The sequence below is a fragment of the Halomonas sp. 72 genome (genome assembly GCF_052379785.1).
Classification (GTDB): domain Bacteria; phylum Pseudomonadota; class Gammaproteobacteria; order Pseudomonadales; family Halomonadaceae; genus Vreelandella; species Vreelandella citrativorans.
Map to the genome: position 1 here is coordinate 96,630 of NZ_JBQSYY010000002.1, position 14,246 is coordinate 110,875.

Genomic DNA, 14,246 nt, shown 5'->3' on the forward strand with positions numbered 1-14,246 from the left:
ATGATAAGGAAGTGACTCGATGCGTAAACTGACAGCGGCCGTGTGCTTATTTGGTGCGATTGTTTTACCGGTTCATGCAGCAGAAGCTGCAGAGGTTGCCGTGCTGGATTGGCGAGCTGCGCTGATGAATACCCAGTCGGCACAAACCTCGCTAAATCAGCTGGAAAACCAGATTGGCAGTCAGCAGAGTGAAGCCCAAAGCCTGGGAAATGAGTTACAGCAGTTGCAAGAACGCTTGCAGCGCGAAGGCGAAACGATGTCTCAGTCGCAGCGTGAAACACTGATCGCTGAGCTGCAGCAGAAAGGTTCGCGTTTTGAGCAGTTACGTCGTGATGTTATGGAGGCTCAGCAGCGTTCAGAGCAGCAGTTTCTGGAAGGTGCGGAACTCAAGCTTGAGCAAGCGGTGGAGCAAGTGCTGAACCGTCACAATATTGATGTATTGGTTGAGCCTCAAGGAGTGCTTCATTCCTCGGTTGATTTGCCTAATGTGACTGATGAAGTTACGCAAATATTTGATTCGATGTAATTAATTTTTTAATGACTGTTGGTGTAGCTGTGCTGCACTATTGCTTTATTGGGCTCCCATGACGCACGCATCTCACCATCTTACACTTGCGGACATTGCTCGCCATTTAGGGGTCACCTTTGAAGGTGATGCCGCGCTACCCATTCGTGGTTTAGCAACACTTAAAGAGGCCACATCTGATCAAGTGGCCTTTTTAACAAATCGCGCTTACCTCAAGGATTTGGCCACCACTCAGGCGGCAGCCGTGCTGCTTCACCCTGAGCATGGCAAGAGTTGCCCGGTACCAAAGCTTGAGATGGAAAACCCCTACCTGGGGTATGCCAAACTCTCTCAGCTATTTGACCCATTGCCTGCACGTGATAAGGCCGGTATCCATCCCACCGCGGTCGTTGCCGACAGCGTAACGCTGGGTGAAGGCGTCTCGATCCAGGCCCACGCCGTAGTAGAAGCGGGCGTAACACTGGGTGACCACGTTGTGGTGGGCGCTGGGAGTGTCGTTGGGGCTGATAGCGTTATCGGCGAAAATACTCGGCTGCATGCCAATGTGACCGTGTGTCATGGCGTGATTATTGGCAAGCGGGTCATTTTACAAAGTGGCTGTGTGATTGGTGGAGACGGTTTTGGATTTGCCCACGACGGTGAAGGTTGGCACAAAATTGCCCAGTTAGGTGGCGTTGTGCTGGGTGATAATGTCGAAGTTGGCAGTTGCTCAAGCATTGACCGTGGTGCGCTAGGCGATACCCTGATTGGCGATGACGTTAAAATCGATAGTCAGGTACAAATCGCTCATAACGTCACTATTGGTGCCCATAGCGCTTTGGCAGGCTGTGTCGGTATTGCAGGGTCCACCAAAGTAGGCAAGCACTGCATGTTGGGTGGGGGGGTTGGATTATCAGGCCACCTAACGATTTGTGATGGCGTTCAGGTCACCGGAATGAGCCTTGTGACCAATTCGATTCATACTCCCGGTGTCTACTCGTCAGGTACGGGGGCAATGAGTAATTCGCAGTGGCGTAAAAATGCGGTGCGGTTTAAGCAGTTGGATGATATAGCCAAGCGGTTGTCTCGGCTGGAAAAAACGACGCGTGACACCTAAAAGCCATATTGTTTACTAAGTAAGTAGCTTGAGACGAGAGGGCGGCAGGGTATAATTCCTTGCCCTTTAACCAGACGAAGTGCTGGTATTTGCCTGATGCCTATCAGGCGTTTTTCATTTTGAGGTCGTTACGATGGTCATGGATATTAACGAAATTCGCGAATACTTGCCCCACCGCTATCCGTTTTTATTGGTGGATCGAGTGACAGCATTAACTGTGGGCGAATCCATCGTTGCGTTCAAAAACGTTAGTATTAACGAGCCATTTTTCAACGGCCACTTTCCACATCATCCGATTATGCCGGGTGTGCTGGTAGTCGAAGCACTGGCCCAGGTTTGCGGTATTTTAGGCTTTAAAACAGTTAACAAGCTGCCAGCGGATGGCTACGTGTACTACCTGGTGGGTAGCGACAATGTACGTTTCAAGCGCCCGGTTATGCCTGGTGACCAGCTTCAACTGGAGGCTAACGTAATTCGTGGCAAGCGAGGCATTTGGAAATTTGCGTGTCGCGCCACGGTTGACGGAGAGCTTGCCTGTGAAGCAGAAATTATTTGTGCTGAGAGGAAGGTTGCTTGATACATCCTACTGCACTGGTTGACCCAACGGCAACGCTCGCAGATGACGTTGAGGTTGGCCCTTTTAGTGTTATTGGGCCTAACGTCACGATCGGCGAAGGCTCCATAATCGGCCCGCACGTCGTGGTCAAAGGACCCACTGTGTTGGGGAAGCGCACGCGTATTTTTCAGTTCGCCTCGGTAGGTGAGGATTGTCAGGACAAAAAGTACGCTGGTGAACCTACTCGTCTGGTCATGGGCGACGATAACGTTATCCGTGAAGGCGTGACGCTTCACCGTGGTACGGTACAAGACCGTGGTGAAACGACGATTGGTTCCCGCAATCTGTTTATGGCCTACGTACACGTGGGCCATGACTGTGTCATTGGCAATGACTGTATCCTTGCCAACCAGGTAACGCTCGCCGGGCACGTAACGCTGGGTGATTACGCTATCCTGGGTGGCCTGTCTGCCGTGCACCAATTTTGTCACTTTGGTGAGCATGCCATGGCGGGTGGTGGCTCTATTATCACTAAAGACACGCCTGCCTATGTCATGATTAACGGCAACCCGGCAGAAGCGCGTGGTCTGAATCTGGTCGGCTTAAAACGCCGCGGCTTTAGCCGTGAGGCAATTAATGCACTGAGCGTTGCTTATAAGATGGTCTATCGCCAGGGGCTTACCGTCGAGCAAGCGCTTGAAGAGATGCGTGCGCGCTTTGATATAGAGGAAGTGACGGAGTTCGCTGACTCTATCGAGCGTTCGACCCGCGGCATTACGCGCTAACCATGTCCATTCGCTTATGACCTTGCAGCGTGTTTATCTGGTGGCTGGCGAGCTTTCGGGGGATATCCTTGGGGCTGGTCTGATGCGTGCACTTAAGTCGCGCCATCCAGAGGTTGAGTTTCGTGGGATTGGCGGGCCTCGCATGATCGCTGAGGGGATGCAAAGCCGCTTTCCGTTGGAAACGCTTTCTGTGATGGGGCTGGTTGAGGTCATCAAACACCTGCCTGAGCTGGTAGGTGTGCGCCGCACGCTGCGTCGCGAAGCGCTCGCTTGGCAGCCGGATATCATGGTGGGTATCGACGCGCCTGATTTTACGCTCGGCCTGGAAAAGCAACTGCGTAATGCCGGAATCAAAACGGCCCACTACGTCAGCCCTTCTGTTTGGGCGTGGCGGCAGGGGCGTGTGAAAGGCATTGCCAAATCCGTTGATGGCATGCTCACTCTGCTGCCCTTTGAGGCCGATTTTTACCGGCACCACAGTGTTCCTGTTGTGTTCGTGGGTCATCCGCTTGCCGATGAGCTGCCGCTTGAAAATGACCGCATCGCAACGCGACAGGCACTAGGTCTTGATGAAGATGCGCCGGTGCTTGCTTTGTTGCCAGGCTCGCGCAGCAGCGAAATACGTTTCCTGGGTCATACGTTTTTAGCCGCCGCTGAGCTGCTGTGCCAGCGCCATGCCACGCTAAAGGTTTTGATTCCGGCTGCCTCAGCACTGCGTCATGACGAAATTCAGGCGCTCTTGTCTCACTATCCAACGCTTGCCGAGCGTGTGCAGCTGTTAAATGGCCAAGCGCGAGAGGCAATGGTCGCCAGCGATGTCGTGCTCCTGGCATCCGGGACCGCCGCGCTTGAAGCCATGCTGTGTCACCGGGCGATGCTGGTTGCGTACAAGATGGCACCGGCCACCCATTGGCTCGCCAAGCGTATGGTGAAAACCCAGTGGATATCGCTACCCAATCTGATCGCGCAGCAAAGCGTGGTACCTGAGCTTATTCAGGACGCGGCGACACCGGAAGCTATCGCAGACCAGCTTTATGAGTTGCTTAGCAATCACGAAGCACGATTGGCGTTAGAGGCACGCTTTGCAACGATGCACGCCGACTTGCAGCGCAACGCCAGTCAACGCGCCGCTGAGGCAATCACCGCTATCGCCTTAGGCCAGTCACTGGAGCAGCACAATGCCCGCTAAATCAGGCGATTTTCCGCCGCTTGAGATCGCCTATGTGGGAGAGCGCTTGGCGGGGGTCGACGAGGTTGGGCGTGGGCCGTTAATCGGTAGCGTCGTGGCCGCAGCGGTGATTCTGGACCCAGCACGCCCCATTGACGGTCTGACTGACTCTAAAAAGCTCACCGCCCGTAAGCGTGAAGCGTTAGACGTGCTGATACGCGAACAGGCGTTAGCCTTTGTGGTCGCTGAGGCAAGCGCTGCCGAAGTTGATCAGTTCAATATTTACCACGCCACGCACTTGGCAATGCGTCGTGCGATTGATGGTTTAGCCCCTGCGGCCGAGTACTTGCTGGTGGACGGTAACCGTTTGCCGGGACATAGTTTGCCGGGGCAAGCCGTAGTCAAAGGCGATGCGCGCCATCCCGCCATTGCTGCGGCGTCGATTCTTGCCAAGGTCGCGCGCGATGCCCAGATGGTTGCGCTGGATATGCGCTATCCTGAGTACGGCTTTGCACGTCACAAAGGCTACCCAACGAAAGAGCATCTTGAGGCGCTATCCGCTCACGGGCCGCTTGAAGAGCACCGCCGAAGCTTCGCCCCCGTTCAGCGCCAATTAGCCCTCATTTAAGTGCTGTCGCTACGTTAAATTAACGTTATTTCATTTCTTTTTACCGAGATTCTACCGAGAGTGTCATGACGGTACCGTTTGTTCATCTACGTTTGCACAGTGAATACTCCCTGGTCGACGGCTTGGTAAAACTTAAGTCGTTGGTCAGCACTACCTTTGATCGCGGTATGCCGGCATTGGCGCTAACCGACGAAACAAACCTGTTCGGCCTGGTAAAGTTTTACAAGGCCGCTCAAGGGGCCGCACTCAAGCCCATTATTGGCAGTGACTTATGGCTCTTTAATCCCCACGATGAGTCACATCCTTACCGTATAACGCTGCTGGCGATGAACGATGTCGGCTATCGCAACCTGACCGAGCTGATCTCCAAGGGTTGGACCCACGGCCAGCGTCAGGGGCGGGCCATTTTGGATAAGCGCTGGGTGCTTGAACAAAGTGAAGGCCTGATTGCGCTTTCAGGCGCGCGGGAGGGCGAAATTGGCCGTCACCTGCTTTCCGATCATGAACGTGAAGCGCGCCAGCTGCTTGAAGAGTGGCAGGTTGCCTTTCCGGATCGTTTCTATCTGGAATTGATTCGTACCGGGCGTCCGCTTGAAGAGGCGTGCGTGCATGCCAGCGTCAAGCTTGCCATCGATACCGGCACGCCAGTGGTGGCTACCAATGACGTACGCTTTCTTGAGCGGGAGGATTTCTGGGCGCATGAAACGCGTGTCGCCATTGGTGAAGGCAAGGCGTTGGACGACCCGCGCCGTGAACGCCGCTACACCGAAGAGCAGTATTTAAAAAGCCCGGACGAGATGGCAGCACTGTTCTCGGATATCCCCGAGGCGCTGGAAAACAGCGTGATGATTGCCGAGCGCTGCAGCGTGGATGTACGTCTGGGTGAGATATTTTTGCCTGAGTTCGAAATCCCTGAGGGAATGACCCTGGATGAGTTTTTCCGCAAGGTCTCCCACGACGGCCTGACGGATCGTCTGAACTTCCTGTTTCCTGTCGAGCGCTACCCGCGCGACAGTGACGAATACAAGGAAATTGATCAGCGTTACCGCGACCGGCTGGAGTTTGAACTCAACGTTATTATTCAGATGGGCTTCCCCGGTTACTTTCTGATCGTCATGGACTTTATCCAGTGGGCCAAGGATAACAACGTACCGGTAGGGCCCGGGCGAGGTTCCGGTGCGGGCTCTCTGGTTGCCTACGCGCAAAAGATCACCGACCTTGATCCCATCGGCTACGACCTGCTGTTTGAGCGCTTTTTGAACCCTGAGCGTGTTTCCATGCCCGACTTTGACGTCGATTTCTGCATGGAAAAACGCGACAAGGTGATCGAGTACGTGGCCGAGCGCTACGGGCGCGACGCGGTATCGCAGATTGTTACCTTCGGCACCATGGCGGCCAAAGCCGTGGTACGCGATGTGGCACGTGCTCAGGGCCGGCCGTACTCACTGGGTGACAAGCTCTCCAAGTTGATCCCGTTTGAAGTGGGCATGACGCTTGGCAAGGCGATCGAGCAGGAGGCTGCGCTTAAAGAGTTCATTGCTAACGACGAAGAAGCTGAAGAGATCTGGGAAATGGCCCTCAAGCTTGAGGGCACGACCCGGGGCACCGGCAAGCACGCGGGCGGCGTGGTCATCGCGCCCACCAAGCTGACCGATTTCTCGCCCTTACTGTGCGATGAAAGCGGCAATGGGCTGGTGGTTCAGTTCGATAAAAACGATATCGAAGACGCGGGGCTGGTCAAGTTCGACTTTTTGGGGCTGCGTACGCTGACCATTATCGACTGGGCGCTTGAGATGGTCGATAAGGTTCGCGGCGTGAATGGCCAGGAACCGCTGAACATTGATGCGATTCCGTTGGATGATGGCAAAACGTTTGAAATGCTCAAGCGTGCTGAAACCACGGCCGTTTTCCAGCTCGAATCTCGCGGCATGAAGGAGCTGATCAAGCGCCTACTACCGGATTCGCTGGACGACATGATCGCTCTGGTGGCACTGTTCCGCCCCGGCCCGTTGCAGTCAGGCATGGTCGATGACTTTATCAACCGTAAGCACGGCCGTGCCGAAGTATCTTATCCACACCCGGATTACCAGCACGAGCTGTTAAAACCGGTGCTGTCGCCTACCTACGGTATTATCCTTTACCAAGAGCAGGTCATGCAGATCGCTCAGGTAATGGCCGGTTATTCGCTGGGCCAGGCCGATATGCTGCGCCGGGCGATGGGTAAGAAAAAGCCCGAAGAGATGGCCAAGCAGCGTTCAGGCTTTATGGAAGGCTGCGCGGCCAATGGTATCGATAAGGATCTTGCCGGTAATATCTTCGACCTGGTGGAAAAGTTCGCCGGTTACGGGTTTAACAAGTCGCACTCTGCCGCCTACGCGCTGGTGTCTTACCAGACTGCATGGCTGAAGGCCCATTATCCAGGGCCATTTATGGCCGCGGTTATGTCCACCGAGATGGACAACCTGGATAAGGTAGTGCCGCTAATCGAGGAGTGCCGCAACCTCAAGCTGACCGTTACTCCGCCGGACGTTAACGTAGGCGGCTACAAATTTACCGTGGATACCGAAGGGCGCGTGGTTTACGGCTTGGGGGCGATTCGCGGGGTGGGCGAGGGGCCCATCGGGGCAATTGTCGAGGCGCGTCAGACGGGTGGGCCGTTCACCGACCTGTTCGATTTCTGCCGTCGGCTTGACCCTAAGCGTATGAACAAGCGCACCCTGGAAGCGCTGATTCGCTCAGGGGCGCTGGATAACCTTGGTCCTAACCGGGCCGTGCTGGCGGCTTCTATGGAAGATGCCCTGAAGGCCGCCGCCCAGAACCACACCAACCAGAGCCTGGGCATGCTGGACATGTTCGGCGAGGCTTTTGCTGATGCCGAAGACGAAGTGCTCGACGTCTACACTGAGTACCTCGGTGCGCGAGAATGGACCGACCGCGAGCGCCTTTCAGGTGAAAAAGATACCCTCGGGCTTTATCTTACCGGGCATCCGATTGATGAATATGAGCGTGAATTAAAACGCTTTGTATCAACACGTATTAGCGATTTAAAACCCTCCCGCGAACCTCAGCGGGTGGCCGGGCTGGTGGTTGCGATGCGTACCATGAAGTCCAAACGTGGCGATACCATGGCGTTTATCACCCTGGATGATCGCACCGGGCGTATTGAAGCGTCGTTGTTTGGTGAGCTATTCGACCAGTTACGTGGTCAGATAGAAGCTGATCAGGTATTGATTGTTGAAGGCGAAGTTTCCAGCGACGATTTCTCTGGCGGGCTGAGACTGCGTGGAAAAGATGTAACACCTATGGTCACTGCCCGTATTCGCTATGGCGATGCCGTTGAGCTTGCACTGGACGCCGAGCGTATCAATGGCCGCTTGGTCGAGAGTCTGCGCGATAGCTTAGCGCCCTACCGGGATAATGGCGGTTTGCCGGTGCGGTTGCAGTATCGCCATGCCCAAGCCGTCGGCTGGCTGGAGCTTGCCGGTGAATGGAAAGTCGCGCCCAGTGATGACTTGCTGCTTGCGTTGCGCGATGTGGAAGGGCAGGCGGGGGTTCAGCTACGTTACCGCTAAAACCTGACCGTAAGACGGTTGGGTAGTGTCGTTGAGCAGACCCTGCCTTGCGTGGCAGGGTCAGGATGCGATAATACGTCTATTAGATACTCGTTTCGACAAGGCCTTTTTATAGGCAGCTTACAGGCAGAGCCGATGAATCCCAATTATCTCGATTTTGAACAGCCCATTGCCGAGCTTCAGGCAAAAATTGAGGAGCTACGTTTGGTTAGCTCCGACAGCGTTAATCTCTCCGATGAGATATCCCGGCTGGAGGAGAAAAGTCGTAAGCTGACCGAATCGATCTTCAAGGACTTGACGCCCTGGCAGGTCTCTCAGCTATCGCGTCATCCTCAGCGCCCTTATACGCTCGACTATCTTGAGCATATGTTTAGCGACTTTGACGAGCTACATGGCGACCGTAACTTCGCTGATGACGCTGCTCTGGTAGGCGGCGTTGCGCGCTTGAATGATAAGCCGGTAATGGTGATCGGCCACCAGAAAGGGCGCGATGTTAAAGAGAAGGTTCGCCGTAACTTCGGTATGCCTCGCCCGGAAGGTTATCGTAAAGCGTGTCGTCTGATGGAAATGGCCGAACGCTTCAAAATGCCGATTTTAACCTTTATCGATACCCCCGGTGCTTACCCAGGCATTGACGCGGAAGAGCGTGGCCAGAGTGAAGCGATTGCCTACAACCTGGCGGTCATGTCGCGCCTGAAAACACCGATTATATCAACGGTTGTTGGCGAAGGCGGCTCCGGTGGGGCATTGGCGATCGGCGTATGTGATGAGCTGTACATGCTTCAGTACTCCACCTACTCGGTTATTTCACCAGAAGGCTGTGCGTCTATTCTCTGGAAAAGTGCCGAAAGAGCCTCTGATGCGGCCCAGGCAATGGGGATCACCGCAGAGCGCTTAAAAGAGCTTGGCTTTGTAGATGGGCTGATTAAAGAGCCGCTTGGCGGTGCGCATCGTCATCCGATGACGACGGCGGAGCGTGTGAAAGAGACCATCACCGAAGGCCTTGAGCGCCTTCAGGCACTGGATGCCGATGCCTTGCTGGAGCGCCGTTATAAGCGCTTAATGAGCTATGGTGCCCCAACTGCCTAATCAGCTTGAACGCCTGTTAAACGACGCCCTGGTGGAAACCCCACCGGGGCGCTCTATTTGGGTCGCGCTCTCTGGGGGGCTTGATTCCGCATTGTTGCTGACGCTGGCAGCTTCTGTTTGCCGCCAGGCCAATCGCCCACTGCGCGCCATCCATATTCATCATGGCTTGCAAGCCGCCGCCGATGACTTTGAGCAGCACTGCCAAGTGCTTTGCAAGCAGCTTGGCGTGCCGCTTAGTGTGGTGCGCGTAACGGTCGACGCCGCTGGCGGTATTGAAGCGGCAGCGCGTCAGGCGCGCTATGCTGCGTTTCATGAGCATGTTCCCACCGGGGACACCGTTTGGCTGGCCCAGCATCAGGATGATCAAGCGGAAACCTTTCTGCTGGCTGCACTGCGGGGAAGCGGTATTCGCGGGTTAGCGGGAATGCCACACTGCCGTTATGCACACGGCCTTACCTTCGTTCGGCCCTGGCTCTCGATTGCCCGGCGCTGCCTGGAGGGGCGAGCCTACCAAATCGGCCTTGAATGGCGCGAAGACCCCACTAATAGCGATGTCACGCTTGATCGTAACCGCCTGCGTCATGACGTGTTGCCTCTTCTCAAAGCGCGCTGGCCCGACATGGCTGGCACGTTTTCCCATAGCGCTAAGCATGCCGGGGAAGCGGATGCGCTGCTCAGTGAGTATGCGCAAGCGGAATTGGAGGCGCTTCGCACAGATGCTAACAGCACCGACCTGGAGCGTATTGATGCCCTCGCGTTGGCCACGCGCTCACGGCCTCGCCAGCGATTGCTGATACGCTCCTGGTGCCAGCAACGATTATTGCCGACCCCGCCTCAGCGTCGTCTGGAGACGCTACTTGATCAATTAACGGCCGCACCGGACGCGAGTGTGCACGTCACGTGGCCAGGAGCGGAGGCTCGGGTGTGGCAACAGCGGCTTTATCTAATGGCGCCGCTTGAGCCGCTACCGGCCTGGCAGTGTGCCTGGGATGGCAGGGCTGGGCAGGCAACACCGTTAGGTGCGCTGGAACTCTCGTTGAAGTCCGATACGCCGCTAACGTTGCGCTGGCGCCAGGGAGGAGAAGTGATTGCGCTTGCCGAGCGAGGGCGCCGAGACGTTAAAAGGCTGCTTCAGGAGGCCCAAATTCCCCCATGGGAGCGCGAGCGGCTGGTGATGGTCATGGCGGAAGACACTTGCCTTGGTGTGGTTCAGCCGCCAGCCAGAGTGCTCTGGAAAGCGGCTAACGTAAGGTTTGTCTCGTAGGCGGTGTGCCCGTCTGTCTCTTAGTCTTCCTGTATGACGTTCAGCGTGAAGCCTGCGGCGTCCATATACGCCTGCTCCTGCTCAATATCGGTGCTGAGTAGTGTTGGTTCATCGCTGGCGGGCAGTGCCAGCGTTAAGCTGTCAGCATCAACACTAATATTCGGCAAGGGCGGGGCGTTTTCGGGGCGTGAGTGGTTAATCAGTACCGCCAGGCGCAGCAATAGGGCAAGCCGTATGCTGTGCGCGTGCTGCGCCTTGGGGAGCGCCTGCCACTCCTTGAGCGGGAATTTACGCCGATGGGCACGTACTAGAAAGGCCAGCTGATGCTGCTCCGGGCGTGAAAAGCCCGCCAGGTCAGAGTTTTCCAGCAGGTAAGCGCCATGGCGATGAAACTGGCTATGGGAAATAGCCAAGCCAATTTCGTGTACATGGCTGGCCCACTGAAGGTAGTAACGGTGCTCATGGGTGAGCGACCAGGCGCCTTGCACCTGCTTAAACAGACGCAGTGCGGTCTCGGCCACGTTATCGGCCTGTCGGGTATCCACGTCGTAAATGCGCTGGAGTACGTCAAGGCTTTTGGAGCGCGTGTCTTCTGCGCTATTGCGCCCAGCCATATCATAGAGCACACCCTCGCGCAGGGCGCCGTCGGCAAAACGCATTTGGTGCAGGTCAAATGCCTCGAAGATAGCGCTTAAAATGGCCACCCCAGCAGGGAAAACTCGTGCGCGGTCAGGCTTTAACCCGTCGAGCTCGACTTTGCAAAGCTGTTTGCACTTGAGCAGGCGCTCACGCAGTTTTTTGAGCCCGCTGCGCGTAATCACACCTTCAGTGGGTGTGTCACCATAGGCGAGAAGAACGCTAGCCACTGCTTTAATAGTGCCACTGGAGCCTACTGGGTCTTCCCAGCCAAGGCGCAGGTAGGGGCGCTGGATATGGGCAAGTTCTGATAACGCGGCCAGTTCGGCGCGGCGCATGCGCTTTTCACTCATCTCGCCGTCAGGAAAGTAGCGGCTGGTAAAGGTCACACAGCCCATGCGCAGGCTTTCCAGCGCCTTGGGTTCAAACTCTTCACCAATGATAAATTCGGTTGAGCCGCCACCAATATCGACAATCAAGCGGCGCCCGTTTTCGGCCAAGGCATGAGCCGCCCCTAGATAGATAAGCCGGGCCTCTTCGCGGCCCGCAATAATTTCGATGGGGTGACCAAGCTGTGTTTCAGCCCGTTCAATAAACGCCTGGCTATTATGGGCGTCACGCAGGGCGTTAGTGCCCACGATACGCAGGTTTGCGCTCTCAATATCACTTAAAAACGGAGCGAAGCGGCCCAGGCAATCCAGGGCGCGCTGAATGGCTGCTTCGTTAAGCTTGCCCTCTTCATCCAGGCCAGCCGCCAGTTGGACTTTTTCACCCAATCGTGCAACGACTTGAAGACGCTCATTTTGATAGTTGGCTACCAGAAGATGAAAACTGTTGGAGCCGAGGTCAATGGCGGCTAGCCGCTGTGGTGCTGCGTTTTCCAGTTCGCTAACAGGAGCGCTAAAGGGGGGTGAAATGTCCTTGGGCATGAGCTATCCTTCGTATTGGCTTTGCCAAGGTTGCGGTGCGCTTAGGCTATTGTCAATTGGCAAAGACTTGCGTTTATCGCGGGCCTTGACTACCATCGAACGACAGGTCTGACTCGACCTTGCCTGCTACAAGGCTGATTGCTAGAAATTACCCAAAAAATTACTAGTAATAGCTCTGCTGACAAGAGTTCGTTGATAGCGTGTCGATTCAGTTGTCTTGGTTGCCAAGCCTTTCTGGTGCTAGGCTTTCCTAGTTAAGCTTTCCTGGTACTAGGCTTTCTTGGTATTATCGGGACTTATTGAACGTCGTATTTATTTAATGCTGTACTTACCTTGGCTAAGCACGCGATGATTGTGCTACGTATATTGACTAACTAACGCTTATCCAGCATGTTAACAAGATACTGCTTATCCAGATAGCATCAGCCATATTTCCAAGTCGTCAGATGACCCGCTGATTGGTTCTTTCCTTACGCCAATCAGAACAAACAACTGCATGTACCCTCGAACTGAGCAATAACTCATTGCCTCATTGCACCAATGCCATGAGTTTTCACATGCCCAGCGGCTTACCATCGAGCACGTGCTTTATCGGGACCTGAACGCATCACACGGCGCCTAGCCATATCAGTACGTGCTACGCCTCCTGTCTTATTCTGGCGCCTTGCGCCTAGCTTCCAGAGCAACTTTCTAACACGCCGATGAATCTCACTGAACTCAAGCAAAAAACCGTTCCCGAGCTGCTCGATATCGCCCGCGAAATGGGTATCGATAACCTGGCCCGTTCGCGCAAGCAGGACATCATTTTCGCCATCCTCAAACGACACGCTAAAAGCGGTGAGGACATTTACGGCGACGGTGTACTGGAAATTCTTCAGGATGGCTTTGGCTTCCTGCGCAGCGCCGACAGCTCCTATCTTGCCGGACCGGACGATATCTACGTATCGCCCTCGCAGATTCGCCGTTTTAACCTGCGTAAAGGCGACTCCATTTCCGGCAAAATTCGCCCGCCCAAAGAAGGCGAGCGCTACTTTGCTCTGCTCAAGGTTAGCCAGATCAACTTTGACCGTCCGGAAAATGCCAAGCACAAGATTCTCTTCGAGAACTTAACGCCGCTATTCCCGAATGACCGTTTGCGGATGGAAATCGGTAACGGTTCTACCGAAGATCTAACGGCCCGTATCATCGACCTGACTGCGCCGATTGGTAAAGGTCAGCGTGGCCTACTGGTGTCTCCGCCTAAAGCGGGTAAGACACTGATGCTGCAGAACATCGCCACCTCGATTACGCGCAACAACCCTGAGTGCCATCTGATCGTACTGCTGATCGATGAGCGCCCGGAGGAAGTGACCGAAATGTCGCGTACCGTACGCGGTGAAGTGGTGGCTTCCACCTTTGATGAACCGCCAGCGCGCCACGTTCAGGTCGCTGAAATGGTCATCGAAAAAGCCAAGCGTTTGGTTGAGCACAAAAAAGACGTGGTTATCCTGCTGGACTCGATTACCCGCTTAGCGCGTGCCTACAACACCGTCGTGCCGAGCTCCGGTAAAGTGCTGACCGGTGGTGTCGATGCGCATGCGCTTGAGAAGCCTAAGCGTTTCTTCGGTGCGGCGCGTAATATCGAAGAGGGCGGCAGCTTGACCATTATCGCTACGGCCCTGGTGGATACCGGTTCGAAGATGGATGAAGTTATCTTCGAAGAGTTCAAGGGTACCGGTAATATGGAAGCGCACCTTGATCGCAAGCTGGCGGAAAGGCGCGTCTTCCCGGCAATCAACATTCGTCGCAGCGGCACGCGGCGTGAAGATCTGCTGGCGTCTGAGGAAGAGATGCAGCGCATGTGGATTTTGCGCAAGCTGCTCAACCCGATGGAGGACACGGCTGCCACGGAATTCCTGATTGATCGTCTGAAGGATACCAAGACGAATCTTGAGTTCTTTGAAGCGATGAAACGCCGCTAGGATTGATGAGAATCACTATAGCGGCGCAAGCCTAGC

The 14,246-nt window shown here is 55.2% G+C and carries 11 protein-coding genes; 10 read left to right on the plus strand and 1 reads right to left on the minus strand.

Annotation, left to right across the window (positions count from 1 at the left end):
• Positions 1–19 precede the first annotated feature (19 nt).
• From ACT3T6_RS02385 to tilS, 9 genes are all read left to right on the plus strand, one after another.
• Positions 20–526 carry an OmpH family outer membrane protein gene (locus ACT3T6_RS02385; RefSeq protein WP_087109986.1) on the plus strand — a complete coding sequence of 169 codons (507 nt, stop codon included), beginning with the start codon at positions 20–22 and terminating at the stop codon, positions 524–526.
• A gap of 58 nt (positions 527–584) precedes the next feature.
• Positions 585–1,622 (plus strand): UDP-3-O-(3-hydroxymyristoyl)glucosamine N-acyltransferase, encoded by a 1,038-nt coding sequence (lpxD, locus tag ACT3T6_RS02390; RefSeq protein ID WP_193055210.1) that lies wholly within the window; start codon positions 585–587, stop codon positions 1,620–1,622.
• Between the two features lie 133 nt (positions 1,623–1,755).
• The gene (fabZ, locus tag ACT3T6_RS02395) at positions 1,756–2,199 is read left to right on the plus strand and encodes a 3-hydroxyacyl-ACP dehydratase FabZ (RefSeq protein WP_087109982.1); all 444 of its coding nucleotides are present in this window, start codon (positions 1,756–1,758) and stop codon (positions 2,197–2,199) included.
• Positions 2,196–2,963: an acyl-ACP--UDP-N-acetylglucosamine O-acyltransferase gene (gene lpxA, locus ACT3T6_RS02400; protein ID WP_193055211.1), complete on the plus strand. Its 768-nt coding sequence runs from the start codon at positions 2,196–2,198 to the stop codon at positions 2,961–2,963. Before fabZ ends, lpxA begins: the two co-directional genes overlap by 4 nt.
• A gap of 16 nt (positions 2,964–2,979) precedes the next feature.
• Positions 2,980–4,152, plus strand: coding sequence for a lipid-A-disaccharide synthase (gene lpxB, locus ACT3T6_RS02405; protein WP_193055212.1), 1,173 nt, complete (start codon positions 2,980–2,982; stop codon positions 4,150–4,152).
• Positions 4,142–4,759, plus strand: a complete 618-nt coding sequence (rnhB, locus tag ACT3T6_RS02410) for a ribonuclease HII (RefSeq protein WP_193055213.1) — start codon at positions 4,142–4,144, stop codon at positions 4,757–4,759. The genes lpxB and rnhB overlap by 11 nt, the downstream gene beginning before the upstream one ends.
• A gap of 65 nt (positions 4,760–4,824) precedes the next feature.
• Positions 4,825–8,331 (plus strand): DNA polymerase III subunit alpha, encoded by a 3,507-nt coding sequence (dnaE, locus tag ACT3T6_RS02415; RefSeq protein WP_193055214.1) that lies wholly within the window; start codon positions 4,825–4,827, stop codon positions 8,329–8,331.
• A gap of 135 nt (positions 8,332–8,466) precedes the next feature.
• Positions 8,467–9,420, plus strand: coding sequence for an acetyl-CoA carboxylase carboxyltransferase subunit alpha (locus ACT3T6_RS02420; RefSeq protein ID WP_172118486.1), 954 nt, complete (start codon positions 8,467–8,469; stop codon positions 9,418–9,420).
• Positions 9,401–10,684 carry a tRNA lysidine(34) synthetase TilS gene (gene tilS / locus ACT3T6_RS02425; protein ID WP_193055215.1) on the plus strand — a complete coding sequence of 428 codons (1,284 nt, stop codon included), beginning with the start codon at positions 9,401–9,403 and terminating at the stop codon, positions 10,682–10,684. The genes ACT3T6_RS02420 and tilS overlap by 20 nt, the downstream gene beginning before the upstream one ends.
• Before the next feature lie 20 nt (positions 10,685–10,704).
• On the opposite strand, the gene ppx is transcribed toward tilS, so the two are convergent.
• A complete protein-coding gene (gene ppx, locus ACT3T6_RS02430) occupies positions 10,705–12,249 on the minus strand; it encodes an exopolyphosphatase (RefSeq protein WP_193055216.1) in 1,545 nt (514 codons plus the stop codon).
• Between the two features lie 701 nt (positions 12,250–12,950).
• Here ppx and rho point away from each other — a divergent pair.
• Complete coding sequence (rho, locus tag ACT3T6_RS02435) at positions 12,951–14,210, plus strand: transcription termination factor Rho (protein ID WP_172118483.1); 1,260 nt, start codon at positions 12,951–12,953, stop codon at positions 14,208–14,210.
• The last annotated feature ends 36 nt before the right edge of the window (positions 14,211–14,246 follow it).

What these genes read in the sequence shown, in the direction of transcription:
- ppx (WP_193055216.1), bottom strand. Translation starts at nt 12,249, where the DNA reads ATGCCCAAGGACATTTCACCCCCCTTTAGCGCTCCTGTTAGCGAACTG.
- rho (WP_172118483.1), top strand. Translation starts at nt 12,951, where the DNA reads ATGAATCTCACTGAACTCAAGCAAAAAACCGTTCCCGAGCTGCTCGAT.
- lpxD (WP_193055210.1), top strand. Translation starts at nt 585, where the DNA reads ATGACGCACGCATCTCACCATCTTACACTTGCGGACATTGCTCGCCAT.
- rnhB (WP_193055213.1), top strand. Translation starts at nt 4,142, where the DNA reads ATGCCCGCTAAATCAGGCGATTTTCCGCCGCTTGAGATCGCCTATGTG.
- ACT3T6_RS02420 (WP_172118486.1), top strand. Translation starts at nt 8,467, where the DNA reads ATGAATCCCAATTATCTCGATTTTGAACAGCCCATTGCCGAGCTTCAG.
- lpxB (WP_193055212.1), top strand. Translation starts at nt 2,980, where the DNA reads ATGACCTTGCAGCGTGTTTATCTGGTGGCTGGCGAGCTTTCGGGGGAT.
- tilS (WP_193055215.1), top strand. Translation starts at nt 9,401, where the DNA reads ATGGTGCCCCAACTGCCTAATCAGCTTGAACGCCTGTTAAACGACGCC.
- dnaE (WP_193055214.1), top strand. Translation starts at nt 4,825, where the DNA reads ATGACGGTACCGTTTGTTCATCTACGTTTGCACAGTGAATACTCCCTG.
- ACT3T6_RS02385 (WP_087109986.1), top strand. Translation starts at nt 20, where the DNA reads ATGCGTAAACTGACAGCGGCCGTGTGCTTATTTGGTGCGATTGTTTTA.
- fabZ (WP_087109982.1), top strand. Translation starts at nt 1,756, where the DNA reads ATGGTCATGGATATTAACGAAATTCGCGAATACTTGCCCCACCGCTAT.